This window comes from Paraburkholderia antibiotica (assembly GCF_012927125.1).
Lineage (GTDB): Bacteria > Pseudomonadota > Gammaproteobacteria > Burkholderiales > Burkholderiaceae > Paraburkholderia > Paraburkholderia antibiotica.
In genome coordinates this window covers 829,816-850,103 of sequence record NZ_JABBFZ010000001.1, presented here as the reverse complement: position 1 = coordinate 850,103, position 20,288 = coordinate 829,816, and the positions used below count along the sequence as shown (strand labels likewise).

The following is a 20,288-nucleotide window of genomic DNA, read 5'->3' as shown; positions in this document are numbered from 1 at the left end:
CGTTACTGCCGGGGTGTTACTGCTGGCGGCGTTACTGCCTCGCATAACGCCGCGCGTGCTCGGGCCAGTCGTCCGGCACGATAAAACCGCGCGAGTGCTCGAACAGATCGCCGGCATCGCTTTCGACGAAAGCAGCCACCATCGTCGGGCCGGGTTGATCCGCGGTCTGCACGGCAAGTGTGTGCGCATCGACGTACGACGTAGCCGCCGCGCCCTCCACCGTACCCTCGATCTCTCCGCTCTCTTTTCCCCGCCTGTCATGCCGCCGCGCAAGCCATTCGAGCCGTGGCAGCGCGCGCCACCGGTCCGCCCGCTCGGCCGCCTGGCGCGCCGCGAACGCCGGCCAGTCGCGACGCGTGACCCACCAGCCGCGACCGTGCGCCGGATCGAGTTCGGGCGGGTCCGCCGGCATGCCGATCGGCCCGCTCTCCTCTGCGCGCTGCCGGTAAAACAACCAGCCTTTGACGAACATCTGCGGCGTCCATGCGCCCGCATAGCCGGTCGACGCGAACTCGTCGCGCGCGCTCAACGGCAACTGATGATCGAGCAGATGCGCAAGCTTCAGATCGAAACGATCCTTCAGATTGGGGCCGACGTAATCGGCGAGACGCGGCGCGACTGAATCCGCTGTGCCGCACGCGCCACCCGTTTCGCTGATGTCGCCCGCGTGCAGATAACACTTGACCGCCAGCTCCCAATGCAACCGCGCGCCTTGCCGGGTCTGCACGAGGAAATCGCATTCGCCGAGCGTGATGCCGGCGTGCCGCAACGGCACGCCGGCCGCGATCAATTGCGTGGCCGGGCCGTGTTGCAGGAAGAAGCCGAGCAGCCGTTCGGCGTAGCGGCCCAGACGCGTGATGCGGGTCGCCGCGAGGTCTCGATGCAACGGGTCGGGTTTGGCGTCGAGCGCGTACAGCCAGTCGATGGTGGCCTGACGCTCCTGGGGCGTGTCGAACGGCTGCGCGAGCACGCCCGTCGGAGGTTGCGGGCGCAACAGATCGGGACTGAAGAGCAGCCACGCGAGATCGCGCACGGCGGGGTCGCGCAGTGGATCGCCGCTGGCGGGTGGCGTGCCTTGAGACGTGCCTTGAGACGTGCCTTGAGACGTGCCTTGAGACGTGCCTTGAGACGTGCCTTGAGACGTGCCTTGAGACGTGCCTTGAGACGTGCCTTGAGACGTGCCTTGAGACGTGCTTTGAGACGTGCCCTGAAGCGTGCGGTGCAGCATATCGTTGTCGGCAGACGCGGCGATAGCACGCGCCGCCGACCCATCGGGCGTCATCACTTTGCTTCGTTCGACGGCGCGCCGCCGTTCGCCAGCCACGTATCGCGCGCAAGGCACAGATCCACCCAGGCCTTCGACTTGTCGGGCAGGCTGCGCAGCAGATAGGCGGGGTGATACGTGACGATCACCGGTACGCCCTCGTACGCATGCACGCGGCCACGCAGCGACGAAATACTCGCTTCGGTCTTCAACAGGCTCTGCGCGGCGAAACGGCCAAGCGCGACGATCAGCTTCGGCTTCACGAGCGCCACCTGGCGCTGCAGATACGGCTCGCAACGCGCGACCTCGTCGGGCTGCGGATTGCGGTTGCCGGGCGGCCGGCACTTGATCACGTTGGCGATGTAGACGTTGGTGCCGCGCGCAAGGGCGAGCGAATGCAGCATGTTGTCGAGCAGCTTGCCGGCCTGACCGACGAACGGCTCGCCCTGACGGTCCTCGTTCTCGCCAGGTGCTTCGCCGACCAGCATCCAGTCGGCCTCGCGATCGCCGACGCCGAACACGGTGTTGGTGCGCTTCTCGCACAACCGGCATGCTTCGCAACCGGCGACACGCGCGGCGAGCGCATCCCAGTCGAGCGTCTGAACGGACGGCAGCGCGGGCGCGGCGCGGCGTGCTTCGGCGGGTGCCGGCGCGGGCGCACCAGGGTCGTCGAACCACGCGAAATCGTCGTCGGGCGGGAGATCGAAGGTGGGGGGTTCGGAGAGGCGCTCGGGTGCCGGCGCTTGAGTAGATGCCTGCGCCGCGCGCGGTTGCGCGGGTTGCGGGTCGTGCGGTGCGGATTCGTGCTGCGGCTCCTGCGCTTGTTGAGTGCGCGTGGCGTGATTGTCCGTTCGGGCGTCGAGCCGATTGCGGGCGTCGTTCGTGATCGCCGCATCGTCGCGAGCCGGCATGCGGCGCTCGTCATGCGCGGACTCCGCAGCCGTCCCGACCGGCGACCGGTCCTCCACGCGCGCCACGGCGTAAGCGGTTTCTTGTGCGGCTCCATGCGCAGCGGGTTCACGCGCAACTTCCTGAGCAGCTGCCCGCCCCCCAGCCCGAGTCCCCTCCCGCGTCACCACCTCCTGCGCCTGATCCGGCCGCGCCTCGGTTGCGGCACCTTGTTCGTCCCCTCGCGTCGCCATCCCGCGACGCACCCACAGCGGCGCGAGACCGAATTCCTCGAGCACCGATTCATGCAGCGCCATCTGCGCCCTCCATGGCAAACGACAGACGCATTACGATCGCGTCCTCCCGGCCGCGATGTCGCGCCGGATAATAGTTCTTGCGCCGGCCGATCGTCGCGAAGCCGAAGCGTTCGTACAACCGGATCGCCCGATGATTCGACGGCCGCACTTCGAGCAGCAGCCCGTCGAGTTTTTCGGCGTGCGTGATGCGCACCGCCTCGCGCAGCAGCGCGAGACCCGCGCCCGCGCCTTGCGCCGTCGGTGCGACGCACAGATTCAACAGATGCATTTCGTCGACCACCGGCATCAGCACGCAATAGCCGATCAGCGAACCCGTCACGTGCCGCAGACAGACGCCGAAATAGCCGTTGCGCAGCGAATCGCCGAAATTGCCGCGGCTCCATGGAAACTCATACGCGAGCTTCTCGATCGCCGCGACGTCGTCCAGGTCGCTTTCGGTCATCGGCGACATATAGCGATCCGCGAGCAGAACGCCGCTCATCGACGCGCCTCGTCGTTGGATGCATGTGGCGAAGCACCGTCGAGCGCCTGCTTCGCGGGCTGCTCGGCACTAGCTGCACCGGCCGCACCAGCCGCTTTCGCGGCTTTGTCAGCCATGCGCTCGGCGGTGGTTTGCGCGACCTTGTCGCGCACATATTCTGGCGCAGCCTGATCGGCCGGCACCGTGCGACCCGCGCGAAACGCGCGCAGCGCCGCGTACGCGAGCGGCCCCGCATGCGGCAGCGCCTCGCCGTCGATGCTGCGCGCCGCCGCGCTCGCCGGCAGCCGTTCGCCGAACGCGGCGGCCGCGTTGCCGGCCAGCGTGAACGGCACGTCGGGCAATACGAGCCGCTGCGGCGCATCGAGCGATGCGCTCCGCACCGTGCGCCACTCGCTCGCCGCCTCGTCCCACGCGTAGTCGGCCCAATAGATTTCGTCCATGCGTGCGTCGAGCGCGGCGAGCACGCGTGTCGTCGACGGATCGCGCAGGCGGGCGCTCTCCGCGCACACGAGCAATGTGCCGATCGGCACGACCGGCAGATTCAGGCCGAACGCCAGCCCCTGGGCGACGCCGGTCGCGGTGCGCAGACCGGTGAACGAACCGGGACCGGCGCCGAACGCGATCGCATCGCAATCGGCCAACGTGAGGCCGGCTTCGTCGAACAGTTCGCCGATCGCGGGCAGCAAACGCGTGCTGGACACCGCGCCGGTCTGTTCGTGGCGCACCCAGATGCGGGGTTCGGCGGTGGGCTGACCGGTGGTATCGACGGGCACGGACAATAGCGCCGCCGAACAGAATTCGGTCGATGTATCGAGGGCAAGGAGCACGATTTGAGTCATGGACGGTATTGTAATCGGCGCCGTGCGTGCGGATGGTGGTTTGCGGTCCTGCCTGAATGATGCGTGGATGGTTCGCGAATGCTTCACGGATGGTTCACAGCAACGCTCGCGATAGCACGCACGAACCTGCCGCGGAACCTCGCCCGGACCTCACGACCGACGCTGTTTGGAATAAGCCCTCTGCCCGGCGACGGCGCTCCATTGTTATGATTTTCGGCCAATCCATCCCATCCCGCCTCGCGGGTCAAACGACCATGACCGATCTCAACACCCAGTTCGCGCAAGCCCAGGAAGACGTCAAGCAGTTGCCGGAGCGCCCGGGCAATCTAACGCTCCTGCGTCTGTACGCGCTCTTCAAGCAGGCCAGCGAAGGCGACGTGCACGGCGACAAGCCGGGCTTCACCGACATCGTCGGTAAATACAAATACGATGCGTGGGCCGCGCTCAAGGGCACCGCGCAGGACGCTGCGAAGCAGCAATACGTCGAACTCGTCGAATCGCTGAAGAGCGGCGCCGCGGCCTAAGGTCGCGCGGCTGCCTCCGAGCCGCCGCTTACCACGCGACTGCGCTGAAACGCCCACACCGCCTCGCGCGTAGCCAGGATACCTGGGACGGCGGCAGTTCAGAGACGGCGGCCCCGAGTTGCCGCCGTCTCCCCGACTTCACCATTCCGGCACTTTTTTCCATCGGACGCGCCCTAACAGTGGCGCAGTGCAGCAAATCCCGATATAATGCCGCCTGCGCTTCACTGCTTTGCCCAGTTTTCATGGCTGGCCTCGCGGCAAAGCGTTTCATAGCGTTTGCTCCAATCCAGTTTAGAACCTGTCCCCTTCTGCCTAGCCCCCTACGGGCTCACGTCCCAGGCTGGCGGCTTGTCATGTTGACATGTCGCATCCGATACAGCTTCTAACTAGAAACTCGCCTTCATTGTCGCGAGTTGCCCCCGTTTTTCGATTTGCTCGCTGCTTCTTTGCTCGCTGAATCCGACGACTTGGGTATGCCGATTGGCGTTGACGTTTTTATTCCACGAACCTCCCCAGGATCGTCTTCAAGGATTCACATGACTTCGAGCAACACCCCCAGCAGCCCGTTGAACGCCATCGCCGACGAAGCACTCGGCCTCGCCGCCACGGCCAATGCCGCGCCGGCCGAAGCCCAGGCTGACGCCAAGCCGACTTTCGCGTCGCTCGGTCTGTCCGCGGACGTCGTCTCCGCGCTGACCGCTGCTGGTTACGAACACCCGACGCCCGTGCAGCAGCGCGCGGTGCCGGCCGGTATCGCCGGCCGCGACCTGCTGGTTTCGAGCCCGACCGGTTCGGGCAAGACCGCCGCCTTCATGCTGCCGGCAATCGAACGTTTCTCGCAGCTGCAAAAGACGCAGACGAGCCAGCCGCGCGAGCCGCGTCCGGCCGACGGTGGCCGTGGCCGCCGCCCGCAGCCGGTCGCACGTCCGACCATGCTGGTGCTGACCCCGACCCGCGAACTCGCGATGCAGGTCACGACCGCCGCGGCAACCTACGGCAAGCACCTGAAGCGCCTGCGCACCGTCAGCATTCTCGGCGGCGTCGCCTATGGCCAACAGCTGATGCTGCTGGCGAAGAACCCCGAAATTCTCGTTGCCACGCCGGGTCGTCTGATCGACCACCTCGAGCGCGGCCGCATCGATCTGTCGCAACTGCAGATCCTCGTGCTCGACGAAGCCGACCGCATGCTCGACATGGGCTTCATCGACGACATCGACACGATCGTCGCCGAAACGCCGGCTACGCGTCAGACCATGCTGTTCTCGGCCACGCTCGACGGCAAGATCGGCTCGCTGACCGGCCGTCTGCTGAAGGATCCGGAGCGTATCGAGATCGTCCAGCGTATGGAACAGCGCACCAACATCGCGCAAACCGTTCACTACGTCGACGACCGCGATCACAAGGATCGTCTGCTCGACCATCTGCTGCGCGCCGAAGGCCTCGACCAGGCCATCGTCTTCACGGCCACCAAGATGGACGCCGACCAACTCGCGGGCCGTCTGGCCGACGCCGGTTTCGAATCGGCCGCGCTGCACGGCGACCTGCCGCAAGGCGCGCGTAACCGCACGATCCGCGCGCTGCGCGAGCGCCGCGTGCGCGTGCTGGTCGCGACCGACGTCGCCGCTCGCGGTATCGACATCCCGGGCATCACGCACGTGTTCAACTACGACCTGCCGAAGTTCGCCGAAGACTACGTGCACCGTATCGGCCGTACCGGCCGCGCGGGCCGCTCGGGCGTCGCGGTGAGCCTCGTGCATCACGCGGAACAAGGCGCGCTGAAGCGCATCGAGCGCTTCGTGCGCACGCCGCTGCCGGTCAACGTCGTCGAAGGCTTCGAGCCGCGCAAGGCGCCGCCTTCGGGCAATGGCCGTCCTGGCTTCGGCGGCCGCGGTCGTCCGGGCGGTAACGGTGGCCGTCGCTTCGGCAACGGTTCGGGCAAGCCGGGCGGCTACGGGGCGCGCAGCGGCAACGGTGGCGGCAATGGCAACGGCAACGGCAACAGCTGGGGCAACAAGCCGGCCGGCGGTTCGCGCGACGGTTACGGTTCGCGTGAAGGCCACGGCGGTTCGCGTGAAGGCTATGGCGGCTCCCGCGACGGCTACGGCTCGCGCGACGGCGGCTACGGTGCTCGCCGCAACGACGGTCCGCGTACGGCGCGCCGCGGCAGCTAAGAACGGCTTAAGGGCGGTTAAAGCGCGGTCAACGCGCTTCGTTGCTGTAATCTCGCTGCAATAACAGACCCGGACGGCTTCGCGCCGTCCGCCAGTCGCAAAAAAACCGGTGCTCAGGCGCCGGTTTTTTTTCGTCCGTACTCGCCCCACCCCGGCAGCCGCCCCAAATTTCACGATGTAAAAAAATTTTTTGCCTCGTAAAAAGCCATGTTGCAAGGCACAAGAAGCCAATTGCAGGATGGAAAACATCGTTTCTCATTGCGAAATGAGAAAATTAACCTATTGATTCGATAGCAAAATAAATATTTGAAAAAGCTTTGGCGGTGTCTATTGCGGGTCCATCGATTTGCCTAGACTCTTATATAAGACTTCACGAAACAGAACGCCCCGACGGGACCCACGCTTCGAGAAGACAGAGTCACCCATCCCTCATAACTGGCATAGAAGGAGCACATCATGACCATGACCCGCGAACAGCAAGCGCAGCAGCTCAAACAACAATGGGAAACCGATCCGCGCTGGAAAGGCGTCAAGCGCACCTATTCGGCTGAAGACGTGGTGCGTCTGCGCGGCTCGCTGCAAACCGAACACACGCTCGCCAAGCGCGGCGCGGAAAAGCTGTGGGCCGCCGTGAACAACGAGCCGTTCGTGAACTCGCTCGGCGCGTTGACCGGCAATCAGGCGATGCAGCAGGTGAAGGCCGGTCTCAAGGCGATCTATCTGTCGGGCTGGCAGGTGGCGGGCGATGCGAACGTCGCCGGCGAAATGTACCCGGACCAGTCGCTGTACCCGGCCAACTCGGTGCCGCTCGTGGTGAAGCGCATCAACAACACGCTGACGCGCGCTGACCAGATCCAGTGGTCGGAAGGCAAGAACCCGGGCGACGAAGGCTACGTGGACTACTTCGCGCCGATCGTGGCCGACGCGGAAGCCGGTTTCGGCGGCGTGCTGAACGCGTTCGAACTGATGAAGGCGATGATCGAAGCGGGCGCATCGGGCGTGCACTTCGAAGATCAGCTCGCATCGGTGAAGAAGTGCGGCCACATGGGCGGCAAGGTGCTGGTGCCGACCCGCGAAGCCGTCGCCAAGCTGACCGCTGCGCGTCTGGCCGCCGACGTCTGCGGTACGCCGACCGTGCTGCTCGCCCGTACCGACGCGGAAGCCGCCGACCTCGTGACCTCGGACATCGACGACAACGACCGCCCGTTCCTGACCGGCGAGCGCACCGTCGAAGGCTTCTTCCGCACCAAGCCGGGTCTCGAGCAGGCAATCTCGCGCGGTCTCGCGTATGCGCCGTACGCCGACATGATCTGGTGCGAAACCGGCAAGCCGGACCTCGAGTTCGCGAAGAAATTCGCCGACGCGATCCATAAGGAGTACCCGGATCAGCTGCTGTCGTACAACTGCTCGCCGTCGTTCAACTGGAAGAAGAACCTCGACGACGCAACGATCGCGAAGTTCCAGCGCGAACTCGGCGCGATGGGCTACAAGTTCCAGTTCATCACGCTGGCCGGCTTCCACGCGCTGAACTACTCGATGTTCAACCTCGCGCACGGCTATGCACGCAATCAGATGACCGCCTTCGTCGAAATGCAGCAGGCGGAATTCGCGGCAGCCGAAAAGGGCTTCACCGCGGTGAAGCATCAGCGCGAAGTCGGCACCGGCTACTTCGACGCGGTGACGCAGACGGTCGAGCGCGAAGCTTCGACGACTGCGCTGCACGGTTCGACGGAAGACGAACAGTTCTTCGACAAGAAGGTCGCCTGAGATCAACCGGCTGGGCCTCGCGGCCCCGCGGCCTGATCGCAGGAACGACTGGCAGAACGTCGAGCGGCGCCGTCAGAGCGCCGCCGATTCAGGGAGGACCGCGCCGTCCCGGATTGGCGGGAGTCTTCGGGCGAGCGCCGACGGCCGGGGTCTGAGAGAAGTCCGCACGCCACTGGCGGGCGGCAAACCTGAACGCGCCGGCCTTGCCGCCGGCGCGTTTTTTTTCGACTTCGCGTCATGGCACGACGCGCGTGCGTCTGCCGGCACGCCGCTTTTTCCGCACGTTCCGCCGTTTCAGCGATACACGATCACCGGAATTTTCGTATGGGTGAGCACGCGCTGCGTTTCGCTGCCGATCAGCAGGCTGCCGAGCCCGCGCCGCCCGTGCGAGGCCATGAAGATCACGTCGCAGCCGCCCTGCTCGGCCGCCTCGATGATGCCGAGATACGGCGATGGATGCACGCTGGTGCGACTCTCGACGCTCACGCCGACACGGTGCGCGGCGAACTCCACCTCGCGCAGATGCACGCGCGCCTCGCGTTCGCTGCGCTGCAGGAATTCGCCGGGCGGCTCGACCGCCACGTCGGAGAACGGCGAGTACGGATATTGCGGCAGACAGGCGTACGCGGTGATGCGCGCGCCGACGGCTTGCGCGAGATCGATCGCGCCCGCTATTGCCTTGCGTGACAGGTCTGAACCATCGGTCGGAACCAGGATGTGCGTGAACATGACGTCCTCCGTCGCCGGCTGCGCGCAGCGCGGCGTCAGCGTTCAACGAAGCCCAGCGTGCAGGCCGCTCGCATCGATTGTAGTGCGTGCGGATGTGGGTAGGGATCGGAAAGCGGTTGCGTCGGGATCGGCGATGGATGGCGCAGCGCGCGTGTCGTGCGGTTTGCGCATTTTGCCGGTTCGAGCGGCCGTTTCGCGCTTCGGGGCCGCTTTGGGCGCTTCCGGGCCGCTTCGGGCCGCTTCGGGCCGCGTCGAATCGTCTCGGGTCGCATTGGCGCGCGCAGCGCGGATGAACGCCACCGGGCGCTGCGTGCGCGGATCGCTTCGTTCAATCCCAGTAACCCGGTTCGCCGTACGTATGCTTGAGAAAGTCCAGAAACAGCCGCACCCGCAACGGCAGATGACGGCGCTGCGGAAACACCGCGTGAATGCCGATCGGCGGCGCGGCGAATTCGTCGAGCACGGTGACGAGGCGACCCGCCGCGATCTCCGCGCCGACTTCCCACCACGAGCGCCATGCGAGCCCGTGCCCGGCCAGACACCATTCGTGCAGCACCGCGCCGTCCGAACACTCCATCGTGCCGGACACCTTGATCGACACGACCTTGCCGTCCTGCTGGAACATCCAGCCGCGTTGCTGGTTCGCGCTCGCGCCGAGCGCGAGGCAGTTGTGGCGCGCGAGATCGGCGAGGCTGTGCGGCGCACCGCGCCGGCTCAGATACGCGGGCGACGCGACGCACACGCGACGGTTTTCCGCGAGCTTCAGCGACACCAGCGACGAATCGGGCAACTCGCCGAGCCGCACCGCGCAATCGAAGCCTTCGTTGACCAGATCGACGAGGCGATCGGACAGATCGAGCGTGATCGACACGTCCGGATGCGCGACCGTGAACGCCGGCACCAGCGGCGCGACATGCCGGCGCCCGAAGCCGGCCGGCGCCGACAGCCGCAGATGGCCGCTCGCCTTCACGCCGCCCGCCGACACGCTCGCCTCGGCGTTCTGCATATCGTGAATGATGCGCTGGCAGTCTTCGAGAAACGCCGAGCCTTCGAAGGTCAGCGTGATCTTGCGGGTGGTGCGCACCAGCAGCTTGACGCCGAGGCGCTCCTCCAGCGCGTCGATGCGTCGGCCGATGATCGCGGGTGCGACACCCTCGGCGAGCGCCGCCGCCGACAGGCTGCCCTTGGCCGCGACGGTCGCGAAGGTCTCGATCTGCTTGAAACGGTCCATGAACGATGCGCGCCGCGCCAATGGCTGAACCCGGCGCAAAAGTGAGAGTGGCTGTGAGATTAGGTATATGAAAGTAAAAGATCAAGTGATCTTTAGCCTATTTCTTAGTACCTATAGTCACCAATACAATCGATCCCGACCTCTGAAATGGAGCGCACGGCTATGTCGGCCACAACGACACCTTTCCCGCGAGCAGTGATTTTCGACGCCTACGGCACGCTCTTCGACGTGCATTCGGTGGTCGCCGCCGCGGAGCAGTTATTCCCCGGCCACGGCGACGCGCTGTCGCAGTTGTGGCGTCAGAAGCAGATCGAATACACGCAACTGCGCACGCTCGCCGCACGCCCCGACGCGCCCGGCGAGCACTACCGCCCGTTCTGGGACATCACGCTCGACGCGCTGCGTTTCGCCGCGAAAAAACTGCAGCTCACGCTCGGCCGTGCGGCCGAAAAGCGTCTGATGGACGAATACGCGTGCCTGTCCGCGTTTCCGGACGCCGTGCCGGTGCTGCGCGCGTTGCGCGATACCGCCGCGGCTATCGAAACCTCCAATACCACCGACACAGTCGCCCCTGCGTGCATCGGGCTCGCGATCCTGTCGAACGGCAATCCGCAGATGCTCGATATCGCGATCAAAAGCGCGGGCATGAGCGCGCTGTTCGATCACGTGCTGTCCGTCGATGCCGTGCGCGCATACAAGCCCTCACCTGCCGCCTATGCGCTCGGCCCCGCGGCGTTCGGCGCCGCCGCGCGCGAAATCGTGTTCGTGTCGTCGAACGGTTGGGACGTGGCGGGCGCGACGTGGTTCGGCTTCACAACGTTCTGGCTGAACCGGCAGAACCTGCCCGTCGAGGAACTCGGCGTCACGCCGCACGGCACCGGCCGCGGCATGAACGATCTGGTGGCCTTTCTACAGACGCTCACGGCATCGGCGTCCGCGTCGGCGCGCTCGAGCGCCAGCCGTCAAACCAGAACTTCCGGCAGTGGCAACCGCAAACGCGCCAGCCCGCGCGCATGAAGGTACTCACTGCATCCGTCCACCTCAACTTTTTCAACCTTCGCATTTCTGCAATCTGACCGACCAAGGAGAAAACATGGCTCATTCGCTGTCGCTGCCGCAAGGCATGGAAATCACCGGCGAGATCAAGCCCGGCTTTGAAGCAATCCTCACGCGCGAGGCGCTGGAACTCGTCGCCGCGCTGCATCGCACGTTCGAGCCGCGTCGCCAGCAGTTGCTGCAGGCGCGCGTCGAGCGCACGAAGCGACTCGATGCGGGCGAGCGCCCCGACTTCCTCGCCGCCACGAAGAGCGTGCGCGAAGGCGACTGGAAAATCGCCCCGCTGCCGCAGGATCTGCAATGCCGCCGCGTCGAGATCACCGGCCCCGTCGAGCGCAAGATGATCATCAACGCGCTGAACTCGGGCGCGGATTCCTACATGACCGACTTCGAGGATTCGAATGCGCCGAGCTGGGACAACCAGATCACCGGCCATATCAATCTGAAGGACGCGGTGCGCCGCACGATCTCGCTCGAACAGAACGGCAAGTCGTACAGGCTCAACGACAGGACCGCGACGCTGATCGTGCGTCCGCGCGGCTGGCATCTCGATGAGAAGCACGTGAAGGTCGACGGCAAGCGCGTGTCGGGCGGCATCTTCGATTTCGCGCTGTTCATGGTGCACAACGCGAAGGAACTGATCGCGCGCGGCTCGGGCCCGTACTTCTATCTGCCGAAGATGGAAAGCCATCTCGAAGCGCGTCTGTGGAACGACATCTTCGTCGCCGCGCAGGAAGCGGTCGGCGTGCCGCGCGGCACGATTCGCGCGACGGTGCTGATCGAGACGATCGTCGCCGCGTTCGAAATGGACGAGATCCTGTACGAGCTGCGCGAACACAGCTCGGGCCTAAACGCGGGCCGCTGGGATTACATCTTCTCGGCGATCAAGAAGTTCAAGACCGACCGCGACTTCTGCCTCGCCGACCGTTCGCAGATCACGATGACCTCGCCGTTCATGCGCGCGTACGCATTGCTGCTGCTGAAGACCTGCCATCGCCGCAACGCGCCGGCAATCGGCGGCATGAGCGCGCTGATTCCGATCAAGAACGATGCGGCTGCGAACGACAAGGCAATGGCCGGCGTGCGCTCGGACAAGGCGCGCGACGCCGGCGACGGCTACGACGGCGGCTGGGTCGCGCATCCGGGACTCGTGCCGATCGCGATGGAAGAGTTCGTCAAGGTGCTCGGCGACCGGCAGAACCAGATCGGCAAGCAACGCGACGACGTGCTCGTCGCCGCGACCGACCTGCTCGACTTCCGTCCGGAAACGCCGATCACCGAAGCCGGTCTGCGCAACAACATCAACGTCGGCATTCACTACCTCGGCTCGTGGCTCACGGGCAATGGCTGCGTGCCGATTCACAACCTGATGGAAGACGCGGCGACCGCCGAAATTTCGCGCTCGCAGGTGTGGCAGTGGATCCGCTCGCCGAAGGGCAAGCTCGACGACGGCCGCAAGGTCACGGTGGAACTGGTGCGCGAGCTGGCGGCGCAGGAACTCGACAAGGTCAGGCAGACGGTCGGCGGCAACGCGAAGCCGTACGAGCGTGCCGCGCAGATTTTCGAGCAGATGTCGACCGCCGAGCAGTTCACCGATTTTCTGACGCTGCCGCTCTATGAGGAGATCTGAGCGCGGTGGAGCGCGCGGCCGGCTGCTTGCGGCGGCGCTAATCGCGTGATCGCATGATCTCGTGATCGCTTCGGTCTGAACGACGGCGCGCCGGGTTGGCTCCTGGCGCGCCGTTTTTTGTTGCTGGTCGCGTGCGGCGCTTTGTGTCTGTCGCTTTGTGTCTGTCCGTTCGTATTCTTCGCGTCGCAGCGCACGTCGCACACGCGAATGCGCGCGTGCACGAATGCATGCGCACAGGAACGCGCGGTGCGGACAGCCGCTCAGCGCGTACGCCGATGCGCGACCCAATCGCCCGAGCGGATTTCAGGCAGCCCCTTGACCGCGCCCGGCGCGACCGGATAGAAGCGGCAGTTGACGACGCTGCCGTCCACTTTCACCATCACCTCGCGCGCGAGGAAACGGTCCTCGACGCCCGGGTACACGGCTTCGATTTCGTCGAGCACCGCAACGAGCGCGTCGTCGATTTCATAGACGTCGCCGTGCACGTCGATGCCGGCTTCATCGACGACAAGGCCCGGATAATCGCCGAAGTCGAACAGATGGCCGCGCACGCTCGCGGTACCGAGCAGGTTCGGCGCGGGGACGTCGTTACGCGCGGCGGCTTCGCTGATGTCGTTCGCTTCACCGGCACGCAGCGTGCCGTAGACAAAGACGGTCTGCATCGTCGTAGGGTCTCCTGAATCAACGGTGGTTGGGGGCTTGGGCAACCGACACATTATGCAACGGTCGTCCGTCGGTCACATCAGCCTCTACAATGGTTGGAACCCGCGCCGGTGAATCGGCGCAGCCGCCCGCCGCTGTGCGCAACGTGAGGTCACATAAAGTCACGTCACGACGCCACACGCTGCGACCTCGACCGAGCTTGACCACCATGACTTCGTCCGCCGACTCCGAACTGCCGAGCCGCATCCGCCTCGCCGACATTCCGCCCGAGTTCGCGCCGAACGACACGCACCCGATCCGCGTGCGCTCGCGGCCGATGCCAGCCGGTTCGCACATCGCGCGGCATACGCATGCGTGGGCGCAGGTCGCGTACGCGTCGCGCGGCGTGCTGCGGGTCGCGACGACCGGCACTACGTGGATGGTGCCGCCGTCGCGCGCGATCTGGTTGCCGCCGCACGTGACGCACGAGGTGGTCGCCGTCGAGGATGCCTATCTGCGCACGCTCTACATCACCGAGAGCACGGTGCCGGCCGGGCTCGATACGCCGCGCGTGGTCGAGGTGTCGAACCTGCTGCGCGAAGTGATTGCCGCGCTCGATATCGCCGGGCTGTCCGCCGCGCGCGAGCGCTTGCTCGGCGCGCTCGCGCTCGATGAACTGACACGCTCCGAGCCGCTGCCGCTTTCGGTACCGATGCCCAGGGAAAAGCGCTTGCGCGCACTCTGCGAGGCGGTGATCGCGGACCCGACGCATGGCGAATCGCTCGAACAATGGGCATCGACGGTCGGTGCGAGCACGCGCACGATCGCGCGCCTGTTCCGTCAGGAGCTTGGCGTGAGTTTTTCGCAATGGCGTCAGCAGGCGATTCTCGCGCGCGCGATTCCGCTGCTGAGCCAGGGGCGACCGCTGTCGCATGTGGCGCAGGAATTGGGCTATCGGAGCCAGAGTGCGTTTTCGGCGATGTTCCGGCGCGCGTTCGGCGCGAGTCCGCGGGCGTTCATCGAGCGCGGTGCCGAGCATCGCGCGGAAAACGGCGAACCCGATGCCGGGCAAACGGATGAGGAAACGACGCGGGATGAGCGCGCGGATGCGGCGGATATTGCCGGGCGCTAAATGACGGCAGCGTTATGACGCGTAGCTCATGCCAGTCATGACGTGAAGCGGCCGCCATCGGCGCACCGCCAGTTCACCTCACACTCGCCGTGCCAGATGACGGATCGCCCCGAGCTGCGCGAGCCTCGGCCCGGCGAGCCTGTATCCCTTGCGCTGATACAGCCGCGCCGCGGGATTGTCGACGAACACGCGCAGTTGCAGTTCGTGCAGCCCGCGTTCACGCGCCCATTGATGCGAGATATCGAGCAGAAAGGTCCCCGCGCCGAGCCGCCGATATCCATCGGCAATTTGCACGTCACGGATATGCAGCGAATCGCCCTCTTCCGTGATGCGCAGCACGCCCATCGGCACGCCATCCACTTCGAGAATAAAATTCTCCGACTCGCGCCAGCTGCCGAGAAACAGATCGCTGCGCCACATCAGATGATGACGGCGATAGTAGCCACCCATGTTATTGCGCGTCAGCGCTTCGGCGAACTCGAAATCGTCCATGCTGGCCATGCGCAGATGGAACGGTGACGGCGCTTCGGTGGGATCGAACATGGCGGAACCACGAGGATGAACCGGATCAACGGTAAAGCAGCCCGCGCGCGCTGGCAATGGCTGTTTGTCCCGAGCCTTCCGCCACGGGCACGCACAAACCGTGCAGCGCGCAGGACCATGAAATAAGCGCGACAGAAATAAAAAAAGCCCACTTCTTTCGAAGTGGGCTTTCTCAAATCTGGCGGAGCGGACGGGACTCGAACCCGCGACCCCCGGCGTGACAGGCCGGTATTCTAACCAACTGAACTACCGCTCCAGATTTAGCACCGCGGCTTGCGGTGTCATTCCGCTTACCTGCTGCACCGTTCAAACTTCCAACCAAACGACGCCGATGTTTTGGCGTCCCCTAGGGGATTCGAACCCCTGTACTCACCGTGAAAGGGTGATGTCCTAGGCCTCTAGACGAAGGGGACTACGTACTGCTTACACCTTTAATGAAAAAGCCCGTTCAGATTTGAATGAACGGGCTTTGTCTGGCGGAGTGGACGGGACTCGAACCCGCGACCCCCGGCGTGACAGGCCGGTATTCTAACCGACTGAACTACCACTCCAGTCTTTACACCCTTGCTTGCGAGCGTCGGTTAATTCTCTGCAAGCCGCACCACTTTACTGCCAACCGAATTTAACCGGAACACTAAAGCAACGCCGATGTTTGGCGTCCCCTAGGGGATTCGAACCCCTGTACTCACCGTGAAAGGGTGATGTCCTAGGCCTCTAGACGAAGGGGACAAAATCTTTTCAGATCCGTCTTTATTCGCTTCTGACTTATTTCAACTTTGCGCTAACTTTTCAGTTAATTCGCTGAGTTGTTTTACCGCCAACTGCGAAGACCGCTATTTTAACTACATTTTAGTGATTTGTGAAGTCTTTTTTACTACAACTTCCAGACTTCGCAACCACTTTACTCTGCTGTTGGTGGAGGTAAGCGGGATCGAACCGCTGACCTCTTGCATGCCATGCAAGCGCTCTCCCAGCTGAGCTATACCCCCGTGCACATCAGAGAAACGAGATTCTAGAGGGCGATTTGCGCTTTGTAAATACCCTTTGAGCAATTACATGCGAATTTTTTCAGACCACACGCAAACCCTCTCATGCGTGCGTGAATCATCTATCAACACACGCATGAGCGCACTCCAGAATGCTCCGGTTAGCCGAGCGCTTTTTCGATCCGGCTAACCACGACATCGCGACCGAACAGCATCAGCACGCTGTCGATCGACGGCGTATGCGTCGTGCCCGCCACCAGCAGACGCACCGGCATAGCCAGTTGCGGCATCTTCAGCTTGTGCGCGCCGAGCGTCGCCTTCAATGCGGCAGCGATCGCTTCCTTGCTCCACTCCACCGTCTTCAGCGCGGCGGCCAGTTCGGCGAGCGCCGGACGAACCGCATCGGTCACGTGCTGCGCAATCGACTCGGCATCCGGTGCCGGCGTGCGATAGAACATCGCGGCGTTCTGCGCGATCTCCTTCACCGTCGACGCGCGATCCTTCATCAGGCCCACCACCGCTACCAGATCCGCGCCTTGTGCGAGCGTGGCCGCGTCGATGTCGAGCTCGGCAAAGAACGGCTTCGCCAGTTCGGCGAGGCGCGCGTTGTCCGCTTCCTTGATGTAGTGCGCGTTGAGCCAGTTCAGCTTGTCGTGGTCATACTGCGCCGGCGACTTGCCGAGATGCTCGAGGTCGAACCATTCGACGAACTGCTCGCGCGTGAAAATCTCCGCGTCGCCATGCGACCAGCCGAGGCGCGCCAGATAGTTGACGACCGCTTCCGGCAGGAAGCCCGCGTCGCGATAACCCATCACGCTCATCGCGCCGTGGCGCTTGCTCATCTTCTCGCCCTGCTCGTTCAGCACGGTCGGCAGGTGCGCATAAACCGGCGGCTCGCCGCCGAGCGCACGCAGGATGTTGATCTGGCGCGGTGTGTTGTTCACGTGATCGTCGCCGCGAATCACGTGCGTAATGCGCATGTCGAGATCGTCGACGACCACGCAGAAGTTATACGTCGGCGTGCCGTCCGGGCGCGCGATCACGAGGTCGTCGAGTTCTTCGTTCGAGATTTCGATCCGGCCTTTGACCGCGTCGTCCCATGCGACTACGCCGGAGAACGGATTGCGAAAGCGCAGCACCGGCTTCACGCCTTCGGGCGGCTGCGGCAGCACCTTGCCCGGCTCCGGGCGCCACGTGCCGTCGTAACGCGGCTTTTCGCCCGCTTCGCGCTGGCGCTCGCGCAGTGCGTCGAGTTCTTCGGTCGACATGTAGCACGGGTAGACGAGCCCCGCGTCCTGCATCTGCTTGAGCACTTCGCGATAACGGTCCATTCGCTGCATCTGGTAGAACGGGCCTTCGTCGTAATCGAGGCCGAGCCATGCCATGCCTTCGAGAATCGCGTCGACCGATTCGGTCGACGAGCGCTCGAGGTCGGTGTCCTCGACCCGCAGCACGAAGGTCCCTTTCATCTTGCGCGCGAACGCCCACGGATACAGCGCGGAGCGGATGTTGCCCAGGTGGATGAAGCCGGTGGGACTCGGTGCGAAACGGGTACGAACGGAGGTGGTCATTAGCGGTTACTCGGAAAACAGGCGCCGGCGCCCGGACCGACAGGTCCGCGAAGCGCGGCAGCGAAGCGTGCCCATGCTGCGCGCGAGGCCGCGCATGGACACGAGGGAAATAAGTGCAAGAGCCGAATTATACCTTTCGCACGCGGGTTGCCGCCCTCGTCCGAATGGCCTGGGACAATGGCTTGGGACGCATCGACAAACGATGCTGGCGCGGCATCGACGAGAGACGGCAGGAGCGCATCGACGGCACTCGCCTGCTCATTCCGGCACGACGAATTGCCGCAAACTCCGGACGCACACGCTGGAGCACATCTGCCGCGACCGGCACGCAAGCGGGACGAGCAGCTTCACGACGCTCATGCTTTATCGCATAGGGCCGAGCCCATGCCTACGCACGTGCCGAGCCGCGCAATCGTCTCGCAAAAGCGTCGCACGGGCTCCGGCCGTATCGAATACTTCCTCTGCAACGTTTCATTACAGCCGGGCGTGCGAGCCGAACCTTTGCTTTATGATGTGCGCGCGCTGCGGCAAGGCTCGGGTCGAACCTCGACCGGACACCGGCCCCGGCGCGCGGAATCGCCGCCGGCGATCCGTTTCGTTTGACCTCGGCCTGATCGCGGTCCGCGCGACGCCGACTGCGTCGCCCGCGCCGTTGCTGGAGAATTCGTTGAAACCCTCGTCACCACCCTCGTCACCCGGCTCATCCCCCCGTTTGAGCCGCCGCCACTTCTCGCTGGCCGCCGCCTCCGCGATGCTCGCCGCCTGCACCACGACCGGCGGCAAACTCGACGGCGCGCCGATCACGGCCACGCCCACCACGCCTCCGCCTGAAAAAGCGCCGCAGAAGCCGGTGCGCGTCGCGCTCGCGCTCGGCGGCGGCGCCGCGCGCGGCTTCGCGCACATCGGCGTGATCAAGGCGCTCGAGGCGCGCAACATCCAGATCGATCTCGTCGTCGGTACCAGCGCGGGCTCCGTGGTCGGCGCGCTGTACGCGTCGGGCATGAACGGCTTCGCGCTGAACAAGCTCGCGCTTTCGATGGACGAAGCCTCGATCAGCGACTGGGCAATGCCGTTCCGCACGCGCGGCCTGCTGCAAGGCGTGGCGCTGCAAAACTATCTGAACACCACGCTGAGCAACCGTCCGATCGAGAAAATGGCCAAGCCGCTCGGCGTCGTCGCGACCGACCTGCAAACCGGTCAGCCGATCCTGTTCCAGCGCGGTAATACCGGCATTGCGGTGCGCGCGTCGTGCAGCGTGCCGTCGATTTTCGAGCCGGTGAAGATCGGCGGCCACGAGTATGTGGATGGCGGTCTCGTGAGCCCGGTGCCGGCCTCGTTCGCGCGCAAGATGGGCGCGGATTTCGTGATCGCGGTCGATATCTCGCAGCGCCCGGAAACCGGCGTGACCAGCAGTTCGTTCGACGTGCTGATGCAGACCTTCACGATCATGGGCCAGACCATCAAGGCCTACGAGCTCGACAAGTACGCCGACGTCGTGATCCGGCCGAATCTCGCGGCGATGAGCGGCAGCGACTTCTCGCAGCGCAATGCGGCGATTCTCGCCGGCGAGGAAGCGGTCGCGCGGATGATGCCGGAGTTGCAGCGCAAGCTGACCGCGCGGCGGATGGGGGCGTAAGTCGCTCAGGCGACGGGAAACGGGCCGCGTGCGCATGGTGCTGCGTTTCCTGCTGTGTCGCTGTGGTATTTTCGCTGCGGCAGCCCACGGTCACTTCACACCACGTCACACCGCATCCGCATCGCAAAAATACGGACGCCCAATACAAAAAGCCTGCTTCGATGAAGCAGGCTTTTTTTGTCGCTATCGCGTCGCGATATCAGACCGGAATCAGTTATTCCCGCCGATCGTCGCGTTCACGCGCTTGCGCAGATCGTCGGCCTGATACGAGGCCTCGATCCGGCGCGCGCCGGTGAAACGCTTTTCCCAGTAGCCGTCATCCATGTCGTCGACGCGGATCGTGCTGCCCGTGGACGGCGAGTGCACGAACTTGTTGTCGCCGATATAGATGCCAACGTGCGAGAACGTACGGCGCATCGTATTGAAAAAGACCAGATCGCCCGGCTTCAGCTCGCTCACGCGCACCTTCTCGCCCATCCGGCTCATTTCCTCAGCGCGACGCGGCAGCGCGAGGCCCAGCGTGTCCTGGAACACGTAGCGCACGAAACCGCTGCAATCGAGCCCGGAATCCGGCGTATTACCGCCCCACCGGTAGCGCACGCCAATCATGTTCAGCGCGCCGACCACCACGTCGCCAGCCTTGCCGGCCATGCCGGAAAGAAACGACCTCGCGCCGCCGCTATCGCTGTCGGCAGCCGGGGTTTGGGCAGTGGAGAGGGAGAGAGAATTCGACCCGGAGTTGGTCGAATACGAGGCATTTTGATTGAAACTGCTTACTTCGTCGGCGAACGCGCCGGGAGCTGCTGCCATCAAGACGCCAATGAACATCCCGGCGACGACGCGCGTGCAAGCCTGGGTAAGGGTTCTGTGCTGCATTGGTC

At 64.6% G+C, this 20,288-nt stretch carries 17 protein-coding genes and 5 tRNA genes; 7 read left to right on the top strand and 15 right to left on the bottom strand.

Annotation, left to right across the window (positions count from 1 at the left end; translation table 11 throughout):
• Positions 1-31: 31 nt before the first annotated feature.
• Genes HHL14_RS03760 through tsaB form a run of 4 tightly spaced genes read right to left on the bottom strand, consistent with a single transcriptional unit; the run spans position 32 to position 3,789 of the window.
• Positions 32-1,282 carry a DUF1853 family protein gene (locus tag HHL14_RS03760; protein ID WP_230412898.1) on the bottom strand — a complete coding sequence of 417 codons (1,251 nt, stop codon included), beginning with the start codon at positions 1,280-1,282 and terminating at the stop codon, positions 32-34.
• Complete coding sequence (locus HHL14_RS03755; protein ID WP_169496207.1) at positions 1,282-2,469, bottom strand: uracil-DNA glycosylase; 1,188 nt, start codon at positions 2,467-2,469, stop codon at positions 1,282-1,284. The genes HHL14_RS03760 and HHL14_RS03755 overlap by 1 nt, the downstream gene beginning before the upstream one ends.
• Positions 2,456-2,950: a ribosomal protein S18-alanine N-acetyltransferase gene (gene rimI, locus HHL14_RS03750; RefSeq protein ID WP_169496206.1), complete on the bottom strand. Its 495-nt coding sequence runs from the start codon at positions 2,948-2,950 to the stop codon at positions 2,456-2,458. Before rimI ends, HHL14_RS03755 begins: the two co-directional genes overlap by 14 nt.
• Complete coding sequence (tsaB, locus tag HHL14_RS03745) at positions 2,947-3,789, bottom strand: tRNA (adenosine(37)-N6)-threonylcarbamoyltransferase complex dimerization subunit type 1 TsaB (protein WP_169496205.1); 843 nt, start codon at positions 3,787-3,789, stop codon at positions 2,947-2,949. Before tsaB ends, rimI begins: the two co-directional genes overlap by 4 nt.
• Before the next feature lie 254 nt (positions 3,790-4,043).
• Here tsaB and HHL14_RS03740 point away from each other — a divergent pair, with 254 nt between their 5' ends.
• The 3 genes from HHL14_RS03740 to aceA all read left to right on the top strand — a co-directional run bounded on the left by HHL14_RS03740 (position 4,044) and on the right by aceA (position 8,251).
• On the top strand, positions 4,044-4,313 hold the full coding sequence (locus HHL14_RS03740; RefSeq protein WP_169496204.1) for an acyl-CoA-binding protein: 270 nt from the start codon (positions 4,044-4,046) through the stop codon (positions 4,311-4,313).
• 536 nt (positions 4,314-4,849) lie between these two features.
• Positions 4,850-6,484, top strand: a complete 1,635-nt coding sequence (locus HHL14_RS03735) for a DEAD/DEAH box helicase (protein WP_169496203.1) — start codon at positions 4,850-4,852, stop codon at positions 6,482-6,484.
• Positions 6,485-6,946: 462 nt separating this feature from the next.
• Entirely contained in the window at positions 6,947-8,251 is a 1,305-nt protein-coding gene (gene aceA, locus HHL14_RS03730) for an isocitrate lyase (protein WP_206002198.1), read from the top strand.
• Between the two features lie 294 nt (positions 8,252-8,545).
• On the opposite strand, the gene HHL14_RS03725 is transcribed toward aceA, so the two are convergent.
• Both HHL14_RS03725 and HHL14_RS03720 read right to left on the bottom strand, forming a co-directional pair.
• Complete coding sequence (locus HHL14_RS03725; protein WP_169496201.1) at positions 8,546-8,980, bottom strand: universal stress protein; 435 nt, start codon at positions 8,978-8,980, stop codon at positions 8,546-8,548.
• 328 nt (positions 8,981-9,308) lie between these two features.
• Positions 9,309-10,211: a LysR family transcriptional regulator gene (locus HHL14_RS03720; protein ID WP_169496200.1), complete on the bottom strand. Its 903-nt coding sequence runs from the start codon at positions 10,209-10,211 to the stop codon at positions 9,309-9,311.
• A gap of 162 nt (positions 10,212-10,373) precedes the next feature.
• On the opposite strand from HHL14_RS03720, the gene HHL14_RS03715 reads away from it, so the two are divergent.
• Both HHL14_RS03715 and aceB read left to right on the top strand, forming a co-directional pair.
• Positions 10,374-11,228 carry a (S)-2-haloacid dehalogenase gene (locus tag HHL14_RS03715; protein WP_169496199.1) on the top strand — a complete coding sequence of 285 codons (855 nt, stop codon included), beginning with the start codon at positions 10,374-10,376 and terminating at the stop codon, positions 11,226-11,228.
• A 76-nt stretch (positions 11,229-11,304) separates the two neighbouring features.
• A complete protein-coding gene (gene aceB, locus HHL14_RS03710) occupies positions 11,305-12,897 on the top strand; it encodes a malate synthase A (RefSeq protein ID WP_169496198.1) in 1,593 nt (530 codons plus the stop codon).
• Between the two features lie 260 nt (positions 12,898-13,157).
• On the opposite strand, the gene HHL14_RS03705 is transcribed toward aceB, so the two are convergent.
• Positions 13,158-13,559, bottom strand: coding sequence for a gamma-glutamylcyclotransferase family protein (locus tag HHL14_RS03705; RefSeq protein ID WP_169496197.1), 402 nt, complete (start codon positions 13,557-13,559; stop codon positions 13,158-13,160).
• Positions 13,560-13,768: 209 nt separating this feature from the next.
• Between HHL14_RS03705 and HHL14_RS03700 the strand changes: the two genes are divergently transcribed.
• Entirely contained in the window at positions 13,769-14,671 is a 903-nt protein-coding gene (locus HHL14_RS03700; RefSeq protein WP_169496196.1) for an AraC family transcriptional regulator, read from the top strand.
• Between the two features lie 78 nt (positions 14,672-14,749).
• Here the strand turns inward: HHL14_RS03700 and HHL14_RS03695 are convergent, their stop codons facing one another.
• From HHL14_RS03695 to gltX, 7 genes are all read right to left on the bottom strand, one after another.
• Positions 14,750-15,214, bottom strand: a complete 465-nt coding sequence (locus HHL14_RS03695) for a GNAT family N-acetyltransferase (RefSeq protein ID WP_169496195.1) — start codon at positions 15,212-15,214, stop codon at positions 14,750-14,752.
• 179 nt (positions 15,215-15,393) lie between these two features.
• Positions 15,394-15,470 (bottom strand) — tRNA-Asp (locus HHL14_RS03690).
• An 81-nt stretch (positions 15,471-15,551) separates the two neighbouring features.
• Positions 15,552-15,627, bottom strand: a tRNA-Glu gene (locus HHL14_RS03685).
• Between the two features lie 61 nt (positions 15,628-15,688).
• Positions 15,689-15,765, bottom strand: a tRNA-Asp gene (locus HHL14_RS03680).
• Positions 15,766-15,867: 102 nt separating this feature from the next.
• Positions 15,868-15,943 (bottom strand) — tRNA-Glu (locus HHL14_RS03675).
• Positions 15,944-16,127: 184 nt separating this feature from the next.
• Positions 16,128-16,203: transfer RNA gene (locus HHL14_RS03670), tRNA-Ala, on the bottom strand.
• A 158-nt stretch (positions 16,204-16,361) separates the two neighbouring features.
• The gene (gltX, locus tag HHL14_RS03665) at positions 16,362-17,771 is read right to left on the bottom strand and encodes a glutamate--tRNA ligase (RefSeq protein ID WP_169496194.1); all 1,410 of its coding nucleotides are present in this window, start codon (positions 17,769-17,771) and stop codon (positions 16,362-16,364) included.
• Positions 17,772-18,522: 751 nt separating this feature from the next.
• Here gltX and HHL14_RS03660 point away from each other — a divergent pair.
• The gene (locus HHL14_RS03660) at positions 18,523-19,407 is read left to right on the top strand and encodes a patatin-like phospholipase family protein (protein ID WP_230412916.1); all 885 of its coding nucleotides are present in this window, start codon (positions 18,523-18,525) and stop codon (positions 19,405-19,407) included.
• A gap of 210 nt (positions 19,408-19,617) precedes the next feature.
• Here the strand turns inward: HHL14_RS03660 and HHL14_RS03655 are convergent, their stop codons facing one another.
• The gene (locus HHL14_RS03655; protein ID WP_169496192.1) at positions 19,618-20,283 is read right to left on the bottom strand and encodes a C40 family peptidase; all 666 of its coding nucleotides are present in this window, start codon (positions 20,281-20,283) and stop codon (positions 19,618-19,620) included.
• Positions 20,284-20,288: the final 5 nt, after the last annotated feature.

Coding starts and splice junctions, on each gene's coding strand:
- HHL14_RS03760 (WP_230412898.1), bottom strand. CDS start 1,282: ATGACGCCCGATGGGTCGGCGGCGCGTGCTATCGCCGCGTCTGCCGAC.
- HHL14_RS03755 (WP_169496207.1), bottom strand. CDS start 2,469: ATGGCGCTGCATGAATCGGTGCTCGAGGAATTCGGTCTCGCGCCGCTG.
- rimI (WP_169496206.1), bottom strand. CDS start 2,950: ATGAGCGGCGTTCTGCTCGCGGATCGCTATATGTCGCCGATGACCGAA.
- tsaB (WP_169496205.1), bottom strand. CDS start 3,789: ATGACTCAAATCGTGCTCCTTGCCCTCGATACATCGACCGAATTCTGT.
- HHL14_RS03740 (WP_169496204.1), top strand. CDS start 4,044: ATGACCGATCTCAACACCCAGTTCGCGCAAGCCCAGGAAGACGTCAAG.
- HHL14_RS03735 (WP_169496203.1), top strand. CDS start 4,850: ATGACTTCGAGCAACACCCCCAGCAGCCCGTTGAACGCCATCGCCGAC.
- aceA (WP_206002198.1), top strand. CDS start 6,947: ATGACCCGCGAACAGCAAGCGCAGCAGCTCAAACAACAATGGGAAACC.
- HHL14_RS03725 (WP_169496201.1), bottom strand. CDS start 8,980: ATGTTCACGCACATCCTGGTTCCGACCGATGGTTCAGACCTGTCACGC.
- HHL14_RS03720 (WP_169496200.1), bottom strand. CDS start 10,211: ATGGACCGTTTCAAGCAGATCGAGACCTTCGCGACCGTCGCGGCCAAG.
- HHL14_RS03715 (WP_169496199.1), top strand. CDS start 10,374: ATGTCGGCCACAACGACACCTTTCCCGCGAGCAGTGATTTTCGACGCC.
- aceB (WP_169496198.1), top strand. CDS start 11,305: ATGGCTCATTCGCTGTCGCTGCCGCAAGGCATGGAAATCACCGGCGAG.
- HHL14_RS03705 (WP_169496197.1), bottom strand. CDS start 13,559: ATGCAGACCGTCTTTGTCTACGGCACGCTGCGTGCCGGTGAAGCGAAC.
- HHL14_RS03700 (WP_169496196.1), top strand. CDS start 13,769: ATGACTTCGTCCGCCGACTCCGAACTGCCGAGCCGCATCCGCCTCGCC.
- HHL14_RS03695 (WP_169496195.1), bottom strand. CDS start 15,214: ATGTTCGATCCCACCGAAGCGCCGTCACCGTTCCATCTGCGCATGGCC.
- gltX (WP_169496194.1), bottom strand. CDS start 17,771: ATGACCACCTCCGTTCGTACCCGTTTCGCACCGAGTCCCACCGGCTTC.
- HHL14_RS03660 (WP_230412916.1), top strand. CDS start 18,523: ATGCTCGCCGCCTGCACCACGACCGGCGGCAAACTCGACGGCGCGCCG.
- HHL14_RS03655 (WP_169496192.1), bottom strand. CDS start 20,283: ATGCAGCACAGAACCCTTACCCAGGCTTGCACGCGCGTCGTCGCCGGG.